Below are 20,526 nucleotides of genomic sequence, written 5' to 3' on the forward strand. Positions count from 1 at the left end.
TTCAAATAATGCCATGGCCTCCTCCCCGCCGGCAACTCTCAACAGAAATCGCGGCTGCTGGTCCGCAAGCGTCCCAGCAAATGCGACATGTCGACCAGGCGCTTGGCCACCAGGTTGCGCACGATGCCTTCGCGCTGCCACACGCCGTACACGCCCAGCAGCGGCGCACTCAGCACTTCGCGCCGCTGGCTTGCCACCAGGTCGGGCCAGACGATGACGTTCACCGTGCCCGTCTCGTCTTCCAGGGTCATGAAGATGACGCCCTTGGCCGTGCCCGGCCGCTGGCGCACGGTGACGATGCCGCAGGCGCGCGCCAGCTGTCCGCTCGTGTAAGTCATCAAGGTGGACGCGGGCAGGAAACGCTGCTCCAGCAATTGCTTGCGCAGCAGCGCCAGCGGGTGGCGGCCCAGGGTCAGGCCTTGCGCGCGGTAGTCGCTGACGATGCTCTCGCCTTCCGTCGGCGCGGCCAACACGGGCAAGTCTTCCTCTTGTGAGGTGGCGCGCAGCAAATCCCTGTCGGGCACGGCGCCGGCCGCCTGCCACAGCGCCGCGCGCCGGTGCCCGGCCAGCGCGTGCAGGGCATTGCCGGCGGCGAGCACCTGCAAATCATGACGGTCCAGGCCGCCACGGAGGGCCAGGTCGGCCACGTCGGCGAAAGCAGCGATGGCGCGCGCATCCTCGATGCGCCGGGCCGCTTCCGCGCGCATGCCGAACAGGCTGTTCAAGCCCAGGCGCACGGCGGGTGCGACACCCCGCCCCCCCTGCTCTTCCAGCTCCGCCTCCCAGCCGCTGATCGCCACGTCGACGGGCAGCACCTGCACGCCATGCCGGCGCGCATCCTGCACCAGTTGCGAGGGACTGTAAAAGCCCATGGGCTGGCTGTTGAGCAAGGCGCACAGAAAGGCGGCCGGTTCGTGGCATTTCAGCCAGGAACTGGCGTACGTCAGCAGCGCGAAACTGGCAGCGTGCGACTCGGGAAAACCGTATTCGCCAAAGCCCTCGATCTGGCTGAAGATGGCCTCGGCAAATACTTTCTCATAGCCATTGTCCACCATGGCATCGACGATGCGGTCATGGTAATTGTTAATGCCGCCCTTGCGTTTCCAGGCCGCCATGGCGCGCCGCAACTGGTCCGCTTCGCCGGGTGTGAAATCGGCCGCGATGATGGCCACCTGCATTACCTGCTCCTGGAAGATCGGGATGCCCAGGGTGCGTCCCAGCGCCTTTTCCAGGCCCTTCGGATAATCGATTGGCTCCTTTTTCTGACGCCGCTGCAGATACGGATGCACCATGCCGCCCTGGATGGGGCCGGGGCGCACCAGCGCCACCTCGATGACGAGGTCGTAGAATTCACGGGGACGCAAGCGCGGCAGCATGCTCATCTGGGCACGCGACTCGATCTGGAACACGCCGATGGTGTCCGCCTCGCACATCATGTCGTAAGTGACGGGGTCTTCCGCGGGAATATCCTGCAGGCGGAATTCCTCGCCGCGCCGCGCCCCCACCAGTTCCAGCGCACGGCGCAGGGCCGACAGCATGCCCAGCGCCAGCACGTCGACCTTCATCAAGCCCAGCTCCTCGAGGTCATTCTTGTCCCACTCGATGACGCTGCGTTCGGCCATGGCCGCGTTTTCAATCGGCACCAGGCGCGACAACTTGCCCTGAGCAATGACAAAGCCGCCCGGATGCTGCGACAAATGACGGGGAAAGCCCAGCAACTGCTGCGCCAGGCCAGCCCACTGCTGCGACAATGCCGCTTCCGGGTCGAGTCCGCATTCGGCCAGGCGCTCGAGCAGATCGCGCTTGCCATCGAACCAGCGATGCGCCTTGGCCACCTTTTCCACGATGGCCAGGTCGATCCCCAGCGCCCGGCCGCTGTCGCGCAAGGCGCTCTTGGGCCGGTAGCTGATCACCACGGCCGCCAGCGCGGCCCGCTCGCGGCCATATTTGCCATAGATATATTGAATCACTTCTTCGCGCCGCTGGTGCTCGAAATCGACGTCGATATCGGGCGGCTCGTTGCGCTCGCGCGACATGAAACGCCCGACCAGCGAGTTGCCGCGCGCCGGGTCCACTTCCGTGATGTGCAAGCAATAGCAGACGGCCGAATTGGCGGCCGAGCCCCTGCCCTGGCACAGGATATTTTGCGAGCGGGCAAAGCGCACGATGTCGTACACGGTCAAAAAGTACGCTTCATACGACAGCTCCGCGATCAGTTCCAGCTCCTGCTCGACCTGCTCCTGCACGTTCGCCGGAATGCCCAGCGGAAAGCGGATACGCGCGCCCGCATACGTTTCTTCGCGCAGATACGTCGCCGGCGTGTGGCCGTGCGGCACCAGCTCGATTGGATAGTCATAGCACAGGCTGTCGAGCGAGAATGTGCACAGGTCCGCGATGCGCAGGGTTTCCGCCAGCGCCTGCGGCGGATACACATTGGCCAGGCGCAAGCGCGCGCGCAGATGCTGCTCCGCGTTTTGCGCCAGCGCATAGCCGCACTCGCTCACGGGCTTGCCCACGCGGATCGCGCACAGCGTGTCGAGCAAGGGCTTGCGCGAACGCACGTGCATGCACACGTGGCCGACGGCCACCACGGACAAGCCCTGCGCTTGCGCCGCCTCCTGCACGGCGCTGCGGTGTGCGTCATCCTGCGCCCGCTGCAGCAGGTTCAGGCCTATCCAGCTGCGCTCGCTGCCAAAGGTTGCTGCCATCCATGCCCCCTGCGCGCGCAGCGCCTCGGGCTGGGCCGGATAGCTGGGCAGCAAGATCATCAAACAGCCGGGCAGCCCCCGCAAATGGGCAAACTCGAGCGATGGCGCGGCGAAATCATCGGGCGTCAGCAAATAGCGCCCCTTGGCCGCCCGCGTGCGCGCCATGGTGATCAGTTCCGACAAGTTGCCGTAACCATCGATGTCTTGCACCAGCGCCAGCAAGGACAGGGCCGGACTGCCGTCGGACTGCGTCAAGTGAAAGTGCGCGCCGATAATCAACGGAAAACCGGTCCGCTTGGCCACCGCATGGGCACGCACGACACCCGCCAGAGAGCACTCGTCGGTAATGGCCAGCCCCTTGTAACCGAGCTGAACGGCGCGCGCCACCAGCTCTTCCGCATGCGAGGCCCCATGCAGGAAGCTGAAATTGCTCAGGCAGTACAACTCAGCATACTCGGGTAAGACTGCGCCCCACATGATCCACCTCAATACTGTATATAAACACAGTATATTATACTTATCTGGAATCGGGCTTATCGTTTATGCTGGTGTTTTACCTCCACATCGACCGCCATGATCGTCCATCTCTTGAAATGTTTCGGCGCCGCACCAGGTGGCGGCAATGCGGCACTGGTCGTGGAAAACGACCGCGGCAGCGAAACGGCGCGCCAGCAATTCGCCCAAGAGCGGCAAGTGAGCGCCTGCGTCTTCCTCGACCGGCAGGCGGACGGAGACATCGTGCTCGACTATTTTTATCCGCACACGCGCAGCCCCCTGTGCCTGCATGCCACCCTGGCGGCCGCGCATGTGCTGCTGACGGCGCCTGGCGCGCCGGCAACCCTGACGGTACGCACCGCCATGCGCGGGCAAGCCTTGCAGCTGGTGCGCCGCGCGGAGGGATTGTTCATCGGCCTGGCGCCGCAGCCGGCACCTGCCGTCCTGGTGGAAAAGTATGTGCCGTCCGAGCTGATGGGCCAGCATATGCACTTGCTGTCGCCGCCCGTGCTCGCCTCCGTCGGCAGTCCGAAGCTGCTGCTGGAGGTGGCCGACCGCACCACCCTGCGCGCGCTGCGGCCGAACCTGGAACTGATCGCCGACTGGAGCGCCTTGCATCAGGTCAGCGGCTGCTATGCGTATTGCCGCACGGGCGAGCACGCGTATGAGGGGCGCAACTTCAACCACCTCGATCCGGCGCTGGAAGACAGCGCCACGGGCGTGGCGGCGGGCGCGCTGGCGGTGCATCTGCAACAGTCGCTGCGTCTGCACCAGGGCCACGTGACGCAGCAGCCGTGTTTGATCGAGGTGCAATACAGCGCGCAGGCCATCTGGGTGGGCGGCATGGTGCAACGCAGCACCTGAATGGGGCGCGCCGCACCAGCACAAGGCAAGCCAGGCAGCGGCCAAAAGATAATCAACCAGGAAACAACAGTTACAGCAAATTTGTAATAACAAAACAAAGTATCGCTGGTGAATGCTGAAATGATGGCACTAGAATCAAGTCACGAATCTTGCTCATCAGCCACTTGGAGATACTGCGTGCCGACCCTCACCACCTTGCGTAAAGCAGTCCTCATCAGCCTGTACGGCAGCGCCGCCCTGGCCACCTTCAGTCCCGCCGCCATGGCCCAGAGCACGGAAGCGGCCGCCACGGACGGTCCCGTGCAAACGGTCAGCGTGGTCGGTTCGCGCCGGGTCGCCAGTTCCGCTACCGATACCATGGTGCCGGTCGATATCATTCCCATTTCCAAGGTGGCCGAGCAAGGCGGCCAGTTTGACCTGGCGCAATCGCTGCAATACATCTCGCCCTCGTTCAACTCCACGCGCCAGACGGGCGCCGACGGGGCCGACCTGATCGATTCGGCCGCCCTGCGCGGCCTCGGCTCGGACCAGACCCTCGTGCTGGTGAACGGCAAGCGGCGCCACACGACGGCCCTCGTCAACCTGTTCGGTGCGCGCAACCGCGGCAACACGGGTACGGACATGAATGCGATTCCTTTGCTGGCGATCAAGAACGTGCAAGTGCTGCGCGACGGCGCCGCCGCCCAGTACGGCTCGGACGCCATTGCCGGCGTGATCGACATCGAACTCAAGAAAAGCCTGGGCTGCGAAGCCGTGGCCGGCTACAGCCAGTATTCCGAAGGCGACGGCAAGAATTACATGACCTCCGCCTATTGCGGCATCGCGCTGGGCGACAAGGGCACCCTGGCCATCACGGGCGAATACCTGGACCGGGGCCGCTCGAACCGCGCCGACTCCGACAGCATGCGCATCATCGGCGACACCAAGTCCAAGAACAAAACCCTGTATATCAATGGCGACTACGCCACCAGCGGCGCGGGCAAGCTGTACTTCACTGCCGGCGCGCAGACGCGCGACGCGTCCAGCGCCGCGTTCGGCCGGGGCGGCATCGGCAGCGACGACATCCCTGCGCGCAATTCGGCCGCCATGTACCCGGACGGGTTCGTGCCTTTCATCAATGGCAAGATCGACGACCAGTACGCCACCATCGGCCACCGCAGCCAGATCGGCGAATGGCATGCTGACTTTTCGCAGACCTATGGCTACAACAAGATGCGCTACGACATCAGCAACACGCTGAACGCATCGATCGCCAACCTCGACCTGATGAACGGCGGCAAGGGTGTCAGCCCCAGCAGTTTTGATGCGGGCGGCTTCTCGTTCCAGCAACTGACCAGCAATGCCGATTTCAGCCGCTATTACGATACGGTGATGCGCGGCATGAACGTGGCCTTCGGCGCCGAATACCGCAGCGAGGAATACAAGATCATGGCCGGCGAACCGGGTTCCTACATCGATGCCGACGGCGTGGGCACGGGCGGCAATGGACGCAGCCAGGGCTTTCCCGGCTTCCAGCCCAGCGACGTGACGAAAGCCAAACGCCACAGTATCGCCGCGTATGGCGACGTGGAACTGGACTGGACGGAACGCCTCAAAACCCAGGCGGCTTTGCGCTATGAAAAATTCAGCGACTTCGGTTCCACCGTGACGGGCAAGCTGGCCGCCAGTTACAAAGTGGCACCGAATGTGCTGCTGCGCGGCTCGGCCAGCACGGGTTTCCGCGCGCCATCGCTGCAGCAAGTGTATTTCTCGTCCACCTTTACCGACTTCGTCAGCGGCGTGGCCACCGACGTGGTGCTGGCGCCGAATGGCGGCGCCGTCGCCAATGCGGCCGGCATTCCCAAGTTGAAAGAGGAAAAATCCACCAGCTTTACGCTGGGCACCACCTGGACGCCGACGCAAGCCATTTCCGTGACGGCCGACTTGTACAACATCAAGATCAAGGACCGCATCGTGCTGTCGGGCCGCTTCAATGCCGACAACTACCCGGACCTGGCCGCGCGCCTGGCCCTCCTGGGTGTGACGGAAGCGCAATTTTTCGTCAACTCCGTCGACACGCGCACGCGCGGACTCGACTTGACGGCCTCGCACAAGGGCGAGCTGGCCGGCAACCGCCTGAACACCTTCCTAGCCTTGAATTTGAGCAAAACGGAAGTGACGAAAGTCAAGACGCCCGCCTCGCTGACGGGCTTCGAGGATGTCTTGCTGTCCGAGCGCGAACGCCTGTTCATCGAACAGGGCGGCCCGCGCGCGAAAGCCACCCTGGGCTTCGACTACATCACGGGCAAGCTGGAATCGGACCTGCGCATCATCTACTTTGGCCCGCAAACCCTGGGCACCTTCAGCGGCACGGCCGAAGGCGTACCGAACGCCCGCTACAAGGCCAAGACGTCCGCCGACCTGAGCTTTACCTACAGCATCAGCAAGAACACCAAGCTGACCTTTGGCGGCAACAACATCTTCAACGTCAAGCCCACCACGCAGAACGCGGACGAAACGGATAACGGCTTCAAATACGACAGCGTGCAGTTCGGCCTGAACGGCGCCTCGTATTTCGGACGGCTGTGGGTGAAGTTCTGATCACCGTGTCCGCCTGAAAAAACAGCGGCTGCGCCAGCATGGGCAGCCGCTGTTTTTTATGTCGACATTCATACATTCACGTCCAACCTGGATTGTCGCTGGACTTGAAATGATTAAAGAGCGACTCGTAACGCCAGCCGTCCTGGGCCACGACACTGCAATCGGTGGCGTGTACGCAGTCATGGAGCAACTTGACTGGATCAGCAATGACTGGAACAGCTAAGGTATCCAATATCCGTTTCTTGGCAGCAGGAAATTCAGCGTACTCCTCCAGGTAGTCCTGCTCGCTGAACCGCGCGGTCCGTCGCATCTCTTGCAGCTTGCCACTATCGGAAAATTTGAGCAGGTCGCGCCAGTAGGGCAGCGCCAGCATCATGGCAATCAGTTCAGTGAGATTGGCAGCGATACAGCCAGCCTGTCCCTCGGATGTGACATGGAGGATAGGGCATCGTTCGATCTCGCCGTCGCCGTACGCAAGAAAAACGCCACCGCTGCTATCACCGGCCAGTACCATGACAGCCTTTTCTGGCAACAGCTTGATCCAGGAACTGTCCCGCGCAGCACGGCCAAGGTCAAAATCGAACTGCAATGCGAGCTCGTCCATCAAAGCTTGCGTTTTTTGTATATCAGCAAGAAGAATCATGGTAGAGAGACAACTTTCAGTGCGATAGGTGAAAAACCATGAACTATCAGCCTGCTTCATAGGGGAACATGCCCCTTCGGCCTGGCCCCGGCGGCTCCCCGCCAGCCCGGCCGCCGCGAACAATCTTTGCCCTGCGGCGGAAAGCACGGATAATAGCGGCTAACTCATAAGCACAGTATTGGATTACCTCATGGAAATTAAAGTCAACTTTCTCGACAAGCTGCGTCTCGAAGCCAAGTTCGACGATTTTACGGTCATCGCCGACCAGCCCATCCGCTACAAGGGCGATGGCTCGGCGCCAGGCCCGTTCGATTACTTTTTGGCATCATCGGCACTCTGCGCGGCCTACTTCGTGAAGTTGTATTGCGATACGCGCAATATTTCCACGGAAAATATCCGTTTGTCGCAAAACAATATTGTCGATCCTGAAAACCGTTACCAGCAGATTTTCAAGATCCAGGTCGAGTTGCCGGCCGATATCTCGGCCAAGGACCGCCAGGGCATCCTGCGCTCGATCGACCGTTGCACGGTGAAAAAAGTGGTGCAAACGGGTCCCGAATTCGTGATTGAAGAGGTAGAAAACCTGGACGCCGACGCCCAGGCCTTGCTGGCCCTGAATCCCGCCCCTGGGGCGAATACCTATATCGTCGGCAAGGATTTGCCGCTGGAACAGACCATCGCCAATATGTCGGGCCTGCTGGCGGGCCTGGGCATCAAGATTGAAATCGCCTCGTGGCGCAACATCATTCCGAATGTATGGTCGCTGCATATCCGCGATGCGCATTCGCCCATGTGTTTCACCAATGGCAAGGGCGCGACCAAGGAAAGCGCGCTGGCGTCGGCCCTGGGCGAGTATATCGAGCGCCTCAGCAACAACCATTTCTACGCGGGATCGTTCTGGGGTAACGACATCGCCAACGCGGAGTTTGTCCATTACCCGAACGAGCGCTGGTTCAAGCCGGGCCGCAAGGATGCACTGCCGAAGGAGATTCTCGATGCCTACTGCCGCGACATCTACGATGCCGATGGCGAGCTGCGCGGCTCGCACCTGATCGACACCAACTCCGGCAATGCCGAGCGCGGCATCTGCTCGCTGCCGTATGTGCGGCAGTCCGACGGCGAGGTCGTGTATTTCCCGTCCAATCTGATCGAAAACCTGTACGTCAGCAATGGCATGAGCGCCGGCAATACCCTCGTCGAAGCGCAGGTGCAATGTCTGTCGGAAATTTTTGAGCGGGCCGTCAAGCGCGAAATCCTCGAAGGCGAAATCGCCCTGCCCGACGTGCCGCAGGAAGTGCTGGCGAAGTATCCGGGCATCCTTGCCGGCATCGTCGGCCTAGAAGAACAGGGTTTCCCCGTGCTGGTCAAAGATGCGTCGCTGGGCGGCGTGTACCCGGTGATGTGCGTCACCCTGATGAACCCGCGCACGGGCGGCGTGTTTGCCTCGTTCGGCGCGCACCCGAGCCTGGAAGTGGCGCTCGAGCGCAGCCTGACGGAATTGCTGCAGGGCCGCAGTTTTGAAGGCTTGAACGACTTGCCGCAACCGACGTTTGCCAGCGAAGCCGTCACCGAGCCGAATAACTTCGTCGAGCACTTCATCGATTCCAGCGGCATCGTTTCGTGGCGCTTCTTCAGCGCCAAGGCCGATTACGATTTTGTCGAGTGGGATTTTTCCGGCCACGGCGAGAACTCAAATGCCGAGGAAGCGCCGACCCTGTTCGGCATCCTCGCCGGCATGGGCAAGGAAGTGTACACGGCCGAGTATGACCAGCTGGGCGCCAAGGCCTGCCGCATCCTCGTGCCCGGTTATTCCGAGGTATATCCGGTCGAGGATTTGATCTGGGACAACACCAACAAGGCGCTGCTGTTCCGCGCCGACATCCTGAACCTGCATGGCCTGGACAATGCCAGCCTGGAAGACTTGCTTGACCGCTTGGAAAACAGCGAGCTCGACGAGTACGGCGACATCGCCACCCTCATCGGCATCGAGTTTGACGAAAATACCGTCTGGGGCCAGCTGACGACCCTGGAATTGAAGCTGCTGATACAGCTCGTCCTGCAGCAGTTCGAGGAAGCGAAGGAACTGGTGGAAACCTTCTTGCAGTACAACGACAACACGCTCGAGCGCAAACTGTTCTATCAAGCCTTGAACGTGGTGCTGGAAGTGGAACTGGATGACGAGCTGGAGCTGGACGATTACGTCGTCAATTTCCGCCGCATGTTTGGCGACGCCCGCATGGATGCGGTGCTGGGCTCGGTGGACGGCAGCGTGCGCTTCTTCGGCCTGACCCCGACCAGCATGCAACTGGAAGGCCTCGACCGGCACCAGCGCCTGATCGACAGCTTCAAGAAATTGCACGCGGCGCGCGCCAAGGCGGCGGCCCGCTAGGACTTCAAGCGGGGGCCGGCGCGGCAGTCGCGCCTTCGCGCCCCGGCGCAGGAGTCAACCCTGCGCGACCGCATGGAAAAGAGACCATGGCCACACTGGAATTCTGGTTCGATTTCGGCAGCAACTACAGCTACCTGAGCGCCATGCGCATCGACGCGCTGGCGCATGAAAAGAAGGTGCATGTGATCTGGAAACCCTTCCTGCTGGGCGTCGTCTTCAAGACGCTGGGCTGGGAGACATCGCCCTTCATTTTGCAAAAACTCAAGGGCGACTACACGTGGCGCGACATGGCGCGCCAGTGCGAAAAGTACGCATTGCCATGGCAGCAACCGAGTTCCTTCCCCCGCACAGCCCTGCTGCCCATGCGCGTGGCGCTGATCGGCGCGGACCAGGGCTGGATTGCGCCCTTTGCGCGCCGCATGATGGCGATGAATTTTGCCGAAGACCGCGACATCGACAACCTCGAAGCCGTCAGCGAAGCCTTGGAAGGGCTGGGCCTCGATGCGCGCACCGTCCTGGCGCTGGCTGTGACATCGGACAACAAGCTGCGGCTGCGCCGCCAGACCGAGCAGGCACAAGCGCTGAACCTGTTCGGCGCCCCCAGCTTCGTCAGCGCTGGGGAATTATTCTGGGGCAATGATCGGCTCGAGGATGCACTGCTGCATGCGGTAGCCAGCCGCCGTTAAACCCCACTCCCCGCCAGCGCCGCGATTTCCTTCTGCATGTTCTCGATTGCCCGCTCGTTGTACTGGTCGGCAAAGTACGCATCGCCAAACAGCTGGCCCGCCTGCGCCTTGCCGCACAGGTGCTGCAGGGCCAGGCCCCGCTGCTCGTTGAAGCGCACGGGGTCCACGTGCGCGTATTCGCGGCCGATGGCTTGCGTGTAGGCCTGGTACACCTCGTCATCCTGGCCCAGGATGGCCAGGTCGGCGCTGAGCATGGCGTCCTTCAGCGGATGGCTGATGCCGGGGCCCTGGAAATGGTCGGTAACGCGTATCAATTGCGCCACATCGAGGTTGTCGCCCGCATCGAGGCCGCTCGCCAGCCACAGCTGGGCGCTCGCCTCTTCGCTCGAATACAGGGCATCGTCGTCGTGGCTGTAAACGGCGTCGTGGAACCAGAACGCCTTCTTGACCAGCGCGCTGTCGCGCTTGGGCGCAAAGGTATTGTCGGCCCACACGCGGATCTCGGACAGGCCGTGCACCAGGTGGTCGAGGTTGTGATAGTGGCGGTCCGCGCCGCCATACGCCTGCGGCCCAGTCAGGTACACGAACCAGTGGTCCGCCAGCGCGATGTCCGCTTGCGAGGCGGTGGCGTAGTTCCACAGCGCTTCCCACTCCTTGCGCAGGCAGTCGAGTATCCACGCCTGGTACGCCGGGCTGGGGACGAATTTCTTCATGGTCCAGTTCCAGCCGACGGGACCTTCCAGCGCCTTGACGAAGCTGGAACTGACGGAACCGAGGTCGCGCGGCGGCATGACGAAAATCGTCTTGGCGCCCTGCAGCACGTCCACATTGGTTTGCTGAATCAGGTTTTCATAGTCGAAATCGGCCGTCGTGCGGATGCCGCGGATCAGGTAGTCGCAGCCATGCTTTTTCGCCGCGCGCGCCGTGTAGTCGCCCTTGACGATGACCACCTGCACATTGTCCCAGCCGCACTCGCGCGCGCTCTGCTCGATGATGCGCTTGCGGTCTTCGGCGGGAAATTGCGGCTTCTTGGCGGGGTTTTGCGACAGGAACACGATCACCTCGTCGGCGAGCGAGCGCGCTTCGCCGATCACCCACATGTGGCCGTTGGTGATGGGGTCGAGGGTTCCTGAAAAGCCGATCTTCTGCATGCTGCGCTCCATTTGCTTGAATGCTTATTGCGCAGACAATATATGCCAGCGGCGCGCGCGTCAATGCAACATGCCAAAGATCATGATCAAAACGTTATTTTTTCACGGCTTGCGGGAATTCCACGCGCACGCACAGGCCGCCCAGGCGCTCGGACTTGTCCAGCACCAGGCGCGCGCCGTGGCGCTCGGCGATGGCCTTGATGATGGCCAGTCCCAGGCCGCTGCCGTTGGCATCCGTGCCGGGCACGCGGTAGAAGCGGCTGAAGACGCGCTCGCGCTCTTCGGGCGGGATGCCGGGGCCGCTGTCTTCCACGGACAAGGTCACGCCGACGGGGCTGGCGCGCAGGTCGATGTCGACCGTGCCGCCCTGCGGCGTGTACTTGATGGCGTTGTCGACCAGGTTGCGCAGCATGATGTTGAGCGCATCGGCCTGGCCCGCCACCTTGGCCGGGTCCATATGATGCAATCCCAGGTCGATCTTGCGCGCCTGCGCGATGCCGGCCATGTCGCCCAGCGCGCGCTTGACGACATCGTTCAAGTCCACCGCCTGCAGCTGGTCGCCGCTGGCGGCACTGGCTTCCTGGCGCGCCAGCACCAGCAGCTGCTCGACCAGGCGCGTTGCCCGTTCGATGCCGGCGCTCACGCGGGAAATCGCCAGACTGCGTTTTTCTTCCGATTCGGCCCGCTCCAGGCTCAATACCTGCAGCTTCAGGGCCGCCAGCGGCGTGCGCAATTCATGCGCGGCGTCGGCAACGAAATGCTGCTGCGCGTCGAACGCCGTCTTCACGCGGCCGAACAGCAAATTCAGTTCATGCACGAGGGGCCGTACTTCGTCGGGCAAGCCCGCTTCCGAGACGGGCGACAGATCGTCCGCCTGGCGCGCCGCCACCTGCTTGCGCACGCGCGAAACGGGTGCCAGCGAGCCGCTGACGACCCACCACACCACCAGCATCAGAATCGGCGCCATCAGCGCGATCGGGCCCACCGTGCGCAGCGCCAGGCTGCCGGCCATGCGCTTGCGCACGGCCATGTCCTGGGCGATCTGCACGGTCTGGGAACTGGTTTGCACGGAGAAGATACGGTAGGTCGTGCCGTTGGCCTTCACATTCGAAAAGCCCAGCACGGCGCGCTGCGGCAGTTCCGCGCGCGTGATAGAGCGGAACACCTGCACGCCGTCCGGCGTCCATACCTGCACCACCATGTCGTTGTTGACGGGGTCGGCAGGCAAGGCTTGCGCATGGTTGGCCAGCGGCGCGCCGGAGCGCAGCGACAGGGCCATCTGCTGCATGTGATAGTCAAAAATCTGGTCGGCGTCGTACAGGGCGCTGCGATAGGCAATCGACGCCTGCGCCAGGGCCGCCATGATGATGGCCGCCAGCAAAAACCACAGCAGGCGGCCGCGCAGCGAGTGCGTCACCGTGACCTTCATCCTCATGCCTTGGGCACCATGTAGCCGAGGCCGCGCACGTTCTGGATCAAGTCGCTGCCCAGCTTCTTGCGCAAGCCGTGGATATACACTTCCACGGCATTGCTGTTGACTTCATCCTTCCAGCTGTACAGCTTTTCTTCCAGCTGCGCGCGCGACAGCACGATGCCGGGACGCGCGATCAGCGCTTCCAGCACGGCCCATTCGCGCGCCGACAGGTTGACGGGATGGCCCTCGGCGATCACTTCGCGCGTCAGCGGATTGATACTCACGCCCTGGTGCTCGAAGATCGGTTCCGGCCGCCCCGAGGCGCGCCGCAGCAGGGCGCGTATGCGCGCCAGCAACTCGTCGAGGTCATACGGCTTGAGCACGTAATCGTCGGCGCCCGCGTCGAGGCCGGCGATGCGCTGCTCGATGGCGTCGCGCGCCGTGGCGACCAGCACCGGCGTGTCGAGCTTGCGCAAACGCATAGAGCGCAGCACGTCGAGACCATCCTTGCGGGGCAGGCCCAGGTCCAGCAGCACCAGGTCGTAGGTCTGCGTCTGCAGGGCCGTATCGGCCATGTCGCCATCCTTGACCCAGTCCACCGCATAATGCTCGGCGCGCAGCAGATCGAGCACCACCTCGCCGATCATCGTATCGTCTTCTACCAGCAATAAGCGCATGGCTTGCCTCTCTCTAGTTACTCTTGTTTTCAGCCCAAACGCACGGGAATGAATATCTTGTCCGGTCCCCGCTGTATCAGCAAGGCCACCGACTTGGCGGATTTTTCCACCACGTCGCGCACCTGCTCGACCGTGTTGACGGGACGGCCATTCACCGACAATAGCACGTCGCCCGGCTGCACTCCGGCATTCGCGGCGGCGCCGCCCGCGTCTTCCACCAGCAGGCCGGCGCTGATGCCCGCCTCGCGTTTTTCATCCGATTGTAACGGACGCAGGGCCAGGCCCAGCTTTACCTTGCCGGCGGCGCTGTCGCTCTTCGCCACTTCGGCCACCTTGTCGGCCGCATTGCCCAGGGTTGCCGTCAGGCTGACGATCTTGCCGTCACGCCAGACATCCATGCTGATCTTGTCGCCTGGCAAAGAGGTGCCCACCAGCGCCGGCAAGTCGGCAGAACCGATGATGCGCTGGCCATTCACCTTGCGCACCACGTCGCCCGATTTCAGGCCCGCCTTGTCGGCCGGGCTGCCCCGCTCCACGTTGGCCACCAGCGCGCCTTCCGGCGTGGCCAGCTTGAACGAGTCGGCAAAGCCCTGGTTGACTTCCTGCACCGTCACGCCCAGCTTGGCATGGCTGGCCTTGCCCGTGGCAACGATCTGGTCCTTGATGCGGCCCGCCAGGTCGATGGGGATGGCGAACGACAGGCCCTGGAAGCCGCCCGTCTGGCTGTAGATCTGCGAATTGATACCGACCACTTCGCCGCGCGTATTGAACAGCGGGCCGCCCGAGTTGCCGGGGTTCACCGCCACGTCCGTCTGGATGAACGGCACATTGCTGTCGTCCGGCAAGGAACGGCCCTTGGCGCTGACGACGCCGGCCGTCACCGTGCTGTCGAAGCCATAAGGAGAACCGATCGCCAGCACCCATTCGCCCACTTTCAAGTCGCTGGAATGGCCGAGCGGCACGATGGGGAGGTTGTTGGCGTCGATCTTCAGCACGGCGATATCGGTCTTCGGATCCGTGCCGAGCACCTTGGCGCGGAATTCGCGGCGGTCGTTCAGCTTGACGGTCACTTCGCGCGCATCGCGCACCACGTGGGCATTCGTCATGATGATGCCGTCCGGACTGACGATGAAGCCGGAACCGAGGCCATGCGTGGGCACGTCGCGGCCACCGCGCTGCCCGCCTTGCGGACCCTGGAAGCGGCGGAAGAACTCGAAGAAGGGGTCGTTGCCGAAATCGTCGTTGCCGGCCTGGGCCGAGGGGTCATAGGCCACCTTGGTACTGCCCGTGACGCTGATATTTACGACGGCCGGGCTGTTGCGCGCGGCGATCTGGCTAAAGTCGGGCAAGGCCACCAGCGGCGCGGCAGCGGCGGGCGCCACGGCGGCAGCCACGGGAGCGGCAGGTACGCCAGCGGCGGCATTCGCGCCAGCATTGTTCTGATGCACCACCATGGCGCCACCGGCGCCCAGCACACCGATCGCGGCCAGCGCGGCTACGGTGCGTTTGATTTTCAGGGATGCGGTATTCGTTTGCTGTTCCATGAATTGCTCCTCATTCAATGAGATTTTGATGTATGCAATATTGGGCCACGAGTCTTAGGCGGTGCTTAACATTTTTCTATTTGGAAACAGGCATTTGCGCCTTTAAGCATGGTTTAATCTTGCGTGCCGCGCGCACCGCGCATGGCGGGCGATGAAGGGCACGAACGGGCTCCGGACGTGACACTGGCCGGATCAACCGGCCAGTATTTTACTGCATGAAAGGAACCTGCCCGGGCGCCCGGAGGGCGCCACGATCAGATCAGGCCGCCTGACGCTGTTCCAGCGCGCTGACGGTGGCGCCGCTGCCGGAGCCGATCTCGATCTTGCGCGGTTTCAGCGCTTCCGGCACTTCACGCACCAGGTCGATGGTCAGCATGCCGTTTTCAAACGTGGCGCCTGTGACTTTCACGTGGTTGGCCAGCTGGAAACGCTGTTCGAAATCGCGGGCAGCGATACCGCGATGCAAGAAGGTGCGCTCGACGCCATCTTTCTGCTTGCGGCCCGTGACGTGCAGGGAATCGCGTTCGGTGATGATGTCGATCTCTTCGCGCGAGAAGCCGGCCAAAGCCATCACGATGCGGTACTTGTCTTCCGACACCAGTTCGATGTTGTACGGCGGATAGCTCGGTTGCGCATCGGCGCGCTGTTCGTTGAGCAGCTGTGCCAGGCGGTCAAAGCCAATGGCGGAACGGTACAGGGGAGCAAGGTCAAAAGTACGCATGATAAATATCCTTTTCAAATGAAGCGATAAGAGGGGCGGACCTCACCATGAGCATCCGCTTGTTACCGATATACGGCCTCTCCAGCCCCTTTCAAGGCCTTGAAATTGGCGAAAAGCGCCCCAGACGCCGCCAAATTTGTAAGAAATTTTTACATGCCCAGCCCAAGGGGATTTTGCATGGCGTCCCCCATGCGGCACCGGCTTTTGGTGTATGCTGGCGGCATGAACAATGACACCGACATCCAGCTCAGCGGCCCCTTCAAGGCCACCGACGGCTCCGGCCGTGCCCACGACATCAAGGCCATCCGCATCTTCGACGAAGGCTACGGCATCATCGACGTCTACGTCGATTTCGCCGCCCCGCTCGAAGCGGGCGCCTATAAGGACAAGACCCTGGTCGGCCACATCCTGGCGCGCCTGCGCAGCCTCGGCTACGTAGGCCCCGATTTCGGCCACGGCGACCTTGGCTTGCAAGACAAGAAACTGATCGTTCTGGAAGCGCCCGAGGAATTTTCGGCCTTTGCCGTAAGCAAAGGCTGGAAGGATCTATCGGCCGAATTTGACGAAGACTGAGAACACCTGACCAAATCTACTGCGCGTCGCGCTTTGCGGCCGGCGATGCTCACCGTGCTTTAGCACGGCTGCGCTTCTCGGCCACAAATCACTGCCGCTCGCTACGATTTTGTCAGGTGTTGTAAAGTACCAATAGTATCCGCGCCGCGCCAGCTTCTGCTGCCGCGGCGTTTTTCATGGGCGACCGCTTGCTTACTTAGCTGATATAGCGCGCGCTCCAGGCAGCGATCACGTTGGCAACATAGGCCGCGTCATCGCGCCCCGTCAACAGATGGTCGGCATCGTCGAGCGAAACGAAGCTTTTCGGGTGCTTGGCGGCCGTAAAGATATCCATCGCGTTCGACAGGCTCACCGTCGTGTCGTTCGGCGCGTGCATCACCAGCAGGGCGCGGCGCAGGCCGGTGATGTGGGTCTTGAGGCTGTGGCTGCCCGCGTCGTCGACGAATTGCTGGCGGATGCGGAAGGGCCGCCCTTCCAGCTGCACCAGCGCTTCGCCTTCGGCGGCGATTTGCTCCAGGTGCTCGCTGAACATGCGCGTCACGTAGGCGGGCGTGCTGGGCGCGGCCAGGGTGGCGATGGCGGTCGCTTCCGGCACCTGCGCGGCAGCGGCCAGCACGGCCGCGCCGCCCAGGCTATGGCCGATCAGCAATTGCGGCGCGGCATGTTTTGCCCGCATGAAATCAGCGGCGGCGACCAGGTCGTCCACGTTCGACGAGAAATTGGTGGCGGCAAACTCGCCCTCGCTGGCGCCCAGCCCCGTGAAGTCGAAGCGCAGCACGGCGATGCCGTGTTCCGTGAGACCTTGCGCGATGCGCCGCGCGGCCAGCACATCCTTGCCGCAGGTAAAACAGTGGGCAAACAGCGCATACGCGCGGATGGCGCCGTCGGGCGCATCGAGGCGCGCCGCCAGCACATGGCCGTGCGCGCCGGGAAAATCTTGACGGGTGGATTTCATTGTTTCAGATCAAAGCTGCCGCGCAGGGCGGCCGATGGCGCATTGTAGCGCCGCCCGGCCACTTCCTGCTTTAATCCCGCTTGGGAATATTGACTCCTTTGGCAACGGCTGGCCTGGCCAGAAACGCGTCCAGCGCGCGCTGCACATGCGGGAAATTGCCAAAGCCGACGAGGTCGCCCGCCCCATAGAAACCCACCAGGCAGCGCACCCACGGGAAGATGGCGATGTCGGCAATCGTGTACTGGCTACCCATGATCCAGTCGCGGCCCTGCAGGCGCTGCTCGAGCACGCCCAGCAGGCGCTTGGCCTCGCCGATATAGCGTTCCAGCGGACGCTTGTCCTCGTAATCCTTGCCGGCGAATTTATGGAAGAAGCCCACCTGGCCAAACATGGGCCCGATACCGCCCATCTGGAACATCAGCCACTGTATCGTTTCATAGCGCAGGCCTGCGTCCTGGGGGATGAACTTGCCCGTCTTTTCGGCCAGGTACAGCAGGATGGCGCCCGACTCGAACAGGGCCAGCGGCTTGCCATCGGGACCGTCCGGGTCAAGGATGGCGGGAATCTTGTTGTTCGGATTGAGGGACAGGAAGGCGGGCGACAGCTGGTCATTCTGTTCGAAGCTGACCAGGTGCGGCTCGTACGCCAGGCCCAGTTCTTCCAGCAGGATCGAAACCTTGATGCCGTTCGGCGTCGGCAGCGAGTACAGTTGCAGGCGCTCGGGATGCCGGGCAGGCCATTTTTGGGTGATGGGGAAGTCGGGAAGCTGTGTCATGGATATCCTTCATTTCAATTAAAGATGCGGCGCCGGGCAGCCAGTATAGCCAAGCATGGCAGTTTCAGCAGGACAGCGCATTCAGCCAAACAAGCCATGCAAAAACCAGCGCGGCGCGGCATCTTCTCCGCTGCCGGCGATGCGTTCACGGTAGACCCAGTAGTGGGCATGGTCGAGGCCTTCGGCGATGAAGTAATCGCGCGCCTGCGACTGGCCCCACCAGCCCGCTTCGATGCGCTCGGCGACAGAGACCATCTTCAGAGGCGAGCCATAGAATGGCCGGTGCTCGCGCATCAGGAGGGCGATGGGCTGGGCCAGCAGCCAGCCGGGACGGGGCATGCCGGGCAAGCCGGGCGGCAAGTCCGGCACCGCGTTTCTGCCGCCGGCCTTGGCAGGCAGCGGCAGCCACTGGTTGGCCGCCTCGGGACGGTAATCGGCGCGCGGCGCGGCCTGCAAGACATTGTCCGTGCCCAGGCGCGCCACCAGCAATTCCATCAAGCGCTGGCGCTCTTGCGGCGTGCCGCCCGGTTCGGGAAACAGGGTGTCGCTGGGCGGCGCCATCGGCTGCACCTGCAGCGCTTCCAGCGTGAGGCCGATCACGGGCGCGTCCAGCACCAGCTGCGCCAGGCGTTCCTTGAGCAGGCGCACCAGGTGCTCGTCGCGCCAGACGGCCTCGCCCAGCGCCAGGTCGATGACGGTGGGCGCACGCGCCACCCGGCCCCGCTCGTGCGCCAGCAACAATTGGATGCGCTCGACGGCAAATTGCCGCGCGCACAGCCAGCCCGTCATTTGCTGCAGCAGCCGGCGCGCGCCGAACAGCAGCGCGTCAGCGTGCTCCACGCGGTCGAACAGTTCCAGGCTGGCGCGGAACGTGGGCGGCGCTTCGAGCCACAGGTACAGTTCCGTGCCGTGGCCATGCGCATCGTCGAGCATGTCGAGCAAGGCCCCGCCGCAGCGGCGCTGCAAGCCGGGCCGGGGCAAGTGGCGCAGCAGCCCCAGGGTGCGGCAGCCGATGCCGTCCAGCCATTCCAGCCAGGGGCGCGCCGGCGGCAGCAAGGCGCACGGCAGGCGGTCGAGGCGGCGCACCAGGCTGGCCATGCTCAATGTCCGGCCCCGGCGCGTCCCGGCGCGCGCCAGCAGCCAGGCGCCGCGCGCCGTGGGGGCGCACGACAGCTGGGCCGTGTAGCCGAGCGCGCGCAAGCTGGCCGCGATTTGCCGGCACAGGGCGCGCACGCCGCCGAACAGGCGCAGGCTGGCGCCCGCATCGACGAGCAGGGTCGCTTCCTCGCCCTGCGCCACCAGCGGCGAATATTGCAGCAGCGCCAGCGCTACCGCTTGCAGGGCTTGCGCCTCCAGTTCCTGGGAGCGTTCGTGCAGGCGCGCCTGCGGCGCCAGCATCAGCGCGCCGGCGCGGCGCATGCCCGGCCGGATGCCGGCTGCCCGCGCCAGCGGCGACACGGCCATCACTTGCTCCTGCTCCAGCACCACGCCGAGGCTGTCAACCGACCAGCGCGGGCAAAACACTTCGAGCGGGAGCCGGGGCAGGCACAGGCCGATCCAGAGTCGCATGGCGTAGCAGTAATGAAGGAGGTTGCAGGGGCAGGAACAGGGGCGCGTCGCGCTGCGGTCCCCGGCGCTTGATGAAGCCGATCTCGATGCCGCCGGCGGCCGGACGCACGGACAGGCGCAACGGCGCCGGCGATGCATCCTGCGCGCCGTGCAGCGGGCGCAGCATGCAAAACAGGGTGTTGCCGGACTGCGCGGCCAGGTGCAGCCGGCGCAGGCTGTCGGCGCGCACATGCGGCTGCCAGAACAGCAAGGCGCCGCAACTACCGCTGCGCAAGATATTTTCCGCCGCCCACAAGGCATCCTTGCTGCTGGCGCTCTTTAACCACAGCAATTGTGACGGCGTCAGCCCCTGCGCGGCCAGGGCCAGCGCCTGCGGCGGATGGGGCGGTTGCAGCAGCACGATGGGCAAGCCCGGCAGCTGCGCCAGCGCGGGCGCCAGCAGCCGCAATTCGCCGCTGCCCGGCTGCTGCACCAGCAGATCGATGAGGCTGCCGCTGGGCCAGCCGCCGCCGGGCAACTGCGCGGACAGGGCGGCAAAGCCCGTGTCCAGGCAGCGCGTGGCGCCCTGCCCCAGCTGCGATGCGCGCCACAGGGACGGGTGCAAGGCTTCCGGCGAGGCCATCAATTCGGAATGTTGCATAATTGAATATGAAGATAAATACTGTATGCATATACAGTACTATCCAGCCACGTTTTTGGCAAGGCTTATCTGCGCCGCAGCTCCCCGGGGGCCGTCCCGCCACGTCCGAAAAACACCGTTTTTCACATCGATTGCTGTACCA

General features: G+C 63.4%; 16 protein-coding genes. 5 read left to right on the top strand and 11 right to left on the bottom strand.

Annotated features, from left to right (window positions below):
- Window positions 1–38: 38 nt before the first annotated feature.
- A complete protein-coding gene (locus tag O3297_RS14725; protein ID WP_305049026.1) occupies window positions 39–3,185 on the bottom strand; it encodes an error-prone DNA polymerase in 3,147 nt (1,048 codons plus the stop codon).
- Window positions 3,186–3,281: 96 nt separating this feature from the next.
- Between O3297_RS14725 and O3297_RS14730 the strand changes: the two genes are divergently transcribed.
- Together O3297_RS14730 and O3297_RS14735 are read left to right on the top strand one after the other, a co-directional pair.
- Window positions 3,282–4,067, top strand: a complete 786-nt coding sequence (locus O3297_RS14730; protein WP_305049027.1) for a PhzF family phenazine biosynthesis protein — start codon at window positions 3,282–3,284, stop codon at window positions 4,065–4,067.
- A gap of 177 nt (window positions 4,068–4,244) precedes the next feature.
- Window positions 4,245–6,647, top strand: a complete 2,403-nt coding sequence (locus tag O3297_RS14735) for a TonB-dependent siderophore receptor (protein ID WP_305049028.1) — start codon at window positions 4,245–4,247, stop codon at window positions 6,645–6,647.
- 76 nt (window positions 6,648–6,723) lie between these two features.
- Here O3297_RS14735 and O3297_RS14740 read toward each other — a convergent pair whose 3' ends face one another.
- Complete coding sequence (locus tag O3297_RS14740; RefSeq protein WP_305049029.1) at window positions 6,724–7,350, bottom strand: hypothetical protein; 627 nt, start codon at window positions 7,348–7,350, stop codon at window positions 6,724–6,726.
- 130 nt (window positions 7,351–7,480) lie between these two features.
- On the opposite strand from O3297_RS14740, the gene O3297_RS14745 reads away from it, so the two are divergent.
- A complete protein-coding gene (locus tag O3297_RS14745; RefSeq protein ID WP_305049030.1) occupies window positions 7,481–9,679 on the top strand; it encodes an OsmC domain/YcaO domain-containing protein in 2,199 nt (732 codons plus the stop codon).
- 86 nt (window positions 9,680–9,765) lie between these two features.
- Window positions 9,766–10,365: a 2-hydroxychromene-2-carboxylate isomerase gene (locus O3297_RS14750; RefSeq protein WP_305049031.1), complete on the top strand. Its 600-nt coding sequence runs from the start codon at window positions 9,766–9,768 to the stop codon at window positions 10,363–10,365.
- Here the strand turns inward: O3297_RS14750 and coaD are convergent.
- From coaD to O3297_RS14775, 5 genes are all read right to left on the bottom strand, one after another.
- Window positions 10,362–11,516 carry a pantetheine-phosphate adenylyltransferase gene (gene coaD, locus O3297_RS14755; protein ID WP_305049032.1) on the bottom strand — a complete coding sequence of 385 codons (1,155 nt, stop codon included), beginning with the start codon at window positions 11,514–11,516 and terminating at the stop codon, window positions 10,362–10,364. The two genes, O3297_RS14750 and coaD, sit on opposite strands and share 4 nt — an antisense overlap.
- A gap of 94 nt (window positions 11,517–11,610) precedes the next feature.
- Window positions 11,611–12,945: an ATP-binding protein gene (locus O3297_RS14760; protein ID WP_099379071.1), complete on the bottom strand. Its 1,335-nt coding sequence runs from the start codon at window positions 12,943–12,945 to the stop codon at window positions 11,611–11,613.
- A gap of 2 nt (window positions 12,946–12,947) precedes the next feature.
- Window positions 12,948–13,607, bottom strand: a complete 660-nt coding sequence (locus O3297_RS14765; RefSeq protein WP_034783312.1) for a response regulator transcription factor — start codon at window positions 13,605–13,607, stop codon at window positions 12,948–12,950.
- Between the two features lie 29 nt (window positions 13,608–13,636).
- The gene (locus O3297_RS14770; protein ID WP_070281235.1) at window positions 13,637–15,151 is read right to left on the bottom strand and encodes a Do family serine endopeptidase; all 1,515 of its coding nucleotides are present in this window, start codon (window positions 15,149–15,151) and stop codon (window positions 13,637–13,639) included.
- A 259-nt stretch (window positions 15,152–15,410) separates the two neighbouring features.
- Complete coding sequence (locus O3297_RS14775; protein ID WP_092606594.1) at window positions 15,411–15,872, bottom strand: Hsp20 family protein; 462 nt, start codon at window positions 15,870–15,872, stop codon at window positions 15,411–15,413.
- A 222-nt stretch (window positions 15,873–16,094) separates the two neighbouring features.
- Here O3297_RS14775 and O3297_RS14780 point away from each other — a divergent pair, with 222 nt between their 5' ends.
- Window positions 16,095–16,445, top strand: coding sequence for a hypothetical protein (locus O3297_RS14780; RefSeq protein WP_034783462.1), 351 nt, complete (start codon window positions 16,095–16,097; stop codon window positions 16,443–16,445).
- A 196-nt stretch (window positions 16,446–16,641) separates the two neighbouring features.
- Here the strand turns inward: O3297_RS14780 and O3297_RS14785 are convergent, their stop codons facing one another.
- The 4 genes from O3297_RS14785 to imuA form a co-directional block, all read right to left on the bottom strand.
- Window positions 16,642–17,400, bottom strand: a complete 759-nt coding sequence (locus O3297_RS14785; RefSeq protein ID WP_305049033.1) for a S9 family peptidase — start codon at window positions 17,398–17,400, stop codon at window positions 16,642–16,644.
- A gap of 70 nt (window positions 17,401–17,470) precedes the next feature.
- Window positions 17,471–18,175, bottom strand: coding sequence for a glutathione S-transferase N-terminal domain-containing protein (locus O3297_RS14790; protein WP_305049034.1), 705 nt, complete (start codon window positions 18,173–18,175; stop codon window positions 17,471–17,473).
- A gap of 81 nt (window positions 18,176–18,256) precedes the next feature.
- Window positions 18,257–19,744, bottom strand: coding sequence for a DNA polymerase Y family protein (locus O3297_RS14795; RefSeq protein WP_305049035.1), 1,488 nt, complete (start codon window positions 19,742–19,744; stop codon window positions 18,257–18,259).
- A complete protein-coding gene (gene imuA, locus O3297_RS14800) occupies window positions 19,674–20,384 on the bottom strand; it encodes a translesion DNA synthesis-associated protein ImuA (protein ID WP_305049036.1) in 711 nt (236 codons plus the stop codon). The genes O3297_RS14795 and imuA overlap by 71 nt, the downstream gene beginning before the upstream one ends.
- Window positions 20,385–20,526: the final 142 nt, after the last annotated feature.

Source organism: Janthinobacterium sp. SUN128 (assembly GCF_030587275.1).
GTDB classification, from domain to species: Bacteria; Pseudomonadota; Gammaproteobacteria; order Burkholderiales; family Burkholderiaceae_D; genus Janthinobacterium; species Janthinobacterium lividum.

Coding starts and splice junctions, on each gene's coding strand:
- O3297_RS14725 (WP_305049026.1), bottom strand. CDS start 3,185: ATGTGGGGCGCAGTCTTACCCGAGTATGCTGAGTTGTACTGCCTGAGC.
- O3297_RS14730 (WP_305049027.1), top strand. CDS start 3,282: ATGATCGTCCATCTCTTGAAATGTTTCGGCGCCGCACCAGGTGGCGGC.
- O3297_RS14740 (WP_305049029.1), bottom strand. CDS start 7,350: ATGAAGCAGGCTGATAGTTCATGGTTTTTCACCTATCGCACTGAAAGT.
- O3297_RS14745 (WP_305049030.1), top strand. CDS start 7,481: ATGGAAATTAAAGTCAACTTTCTCGACAAGCTGCGTCTCGAAGCCAAG.
- O3297_RS14750 (WP_305049031.1), top strand. CDS start 9,766: ATGGCCACACTGGAATTCTGGTTCGATTTCGGCAGCAACTACAGCTAC.
- coaD (WP_305049032.1), bottom strand. CDS start 11,516: ATGCAGAAGATCGGCTTTTCAGGAACCCTCGACCCCATCACCAACGGC.
- O3297_RS14760 (WP_099379071.1), bottom strand. CDS start 12,945: ATGAAGGTCACGGTGACGCACTCGCTGCGCGGCCGCCTGCTGTGGTTT.
- O3297_RS14765 (WP_034783312.1), bottom strand. CDS start 13,607: ATGCGCTTATTGCTGGTAGAAGACGATACGATGATCGGCGAGGTGGTG.
- O3297_RS14770 (WP_070281235.1), bottom strand. CDS start 15,151: ATGGAACAGCAAACGAATACCGCATCCCTGAAAATCAAACGCACCGTA.
- O3297_RS14775 (WP_092606594.1), bottom strand. CDS start 15,872: ATGCGTACTTTTGACCTTGCTCCCCTGTACCGTTCCGCCATTGGCTTT.
- O3297_RS14780 (WP_034783462.1), top strand. CDS start 16,095: ATGAACAATGACACCGACATCCAGCTCAGCGGCCCCTTCAAGGCCACC.
- O3297_RS14785 (WP_305049033.1), bottom strand. CDS start 17,400: ATGAAATCCACCCGTCAAGATTTTCCCGGCGCGCACGGCCATGTGCTG.
- O3297_RS14790 (WP_305049034.1), bottom strand. CDS start 18,175: ATGACACAGCTTCCCGACTTCCCCATCACCCAAAAATGGCCTGCCCGG.
- O3297_RS14795 (WP_305049035.1), bottom strand. CDS start 19,744: ATGCGACTCTGGATCGGCCTGTGCCTGCCCCGGCTCCCGCTCGAAGTG.
- imuA (WP_305049036.1), bottom strand. CDS start 20,384: ATGCAACATTCCGAATTGATGGCCTCGCCGGAAGCCTTGCACCCGTCC.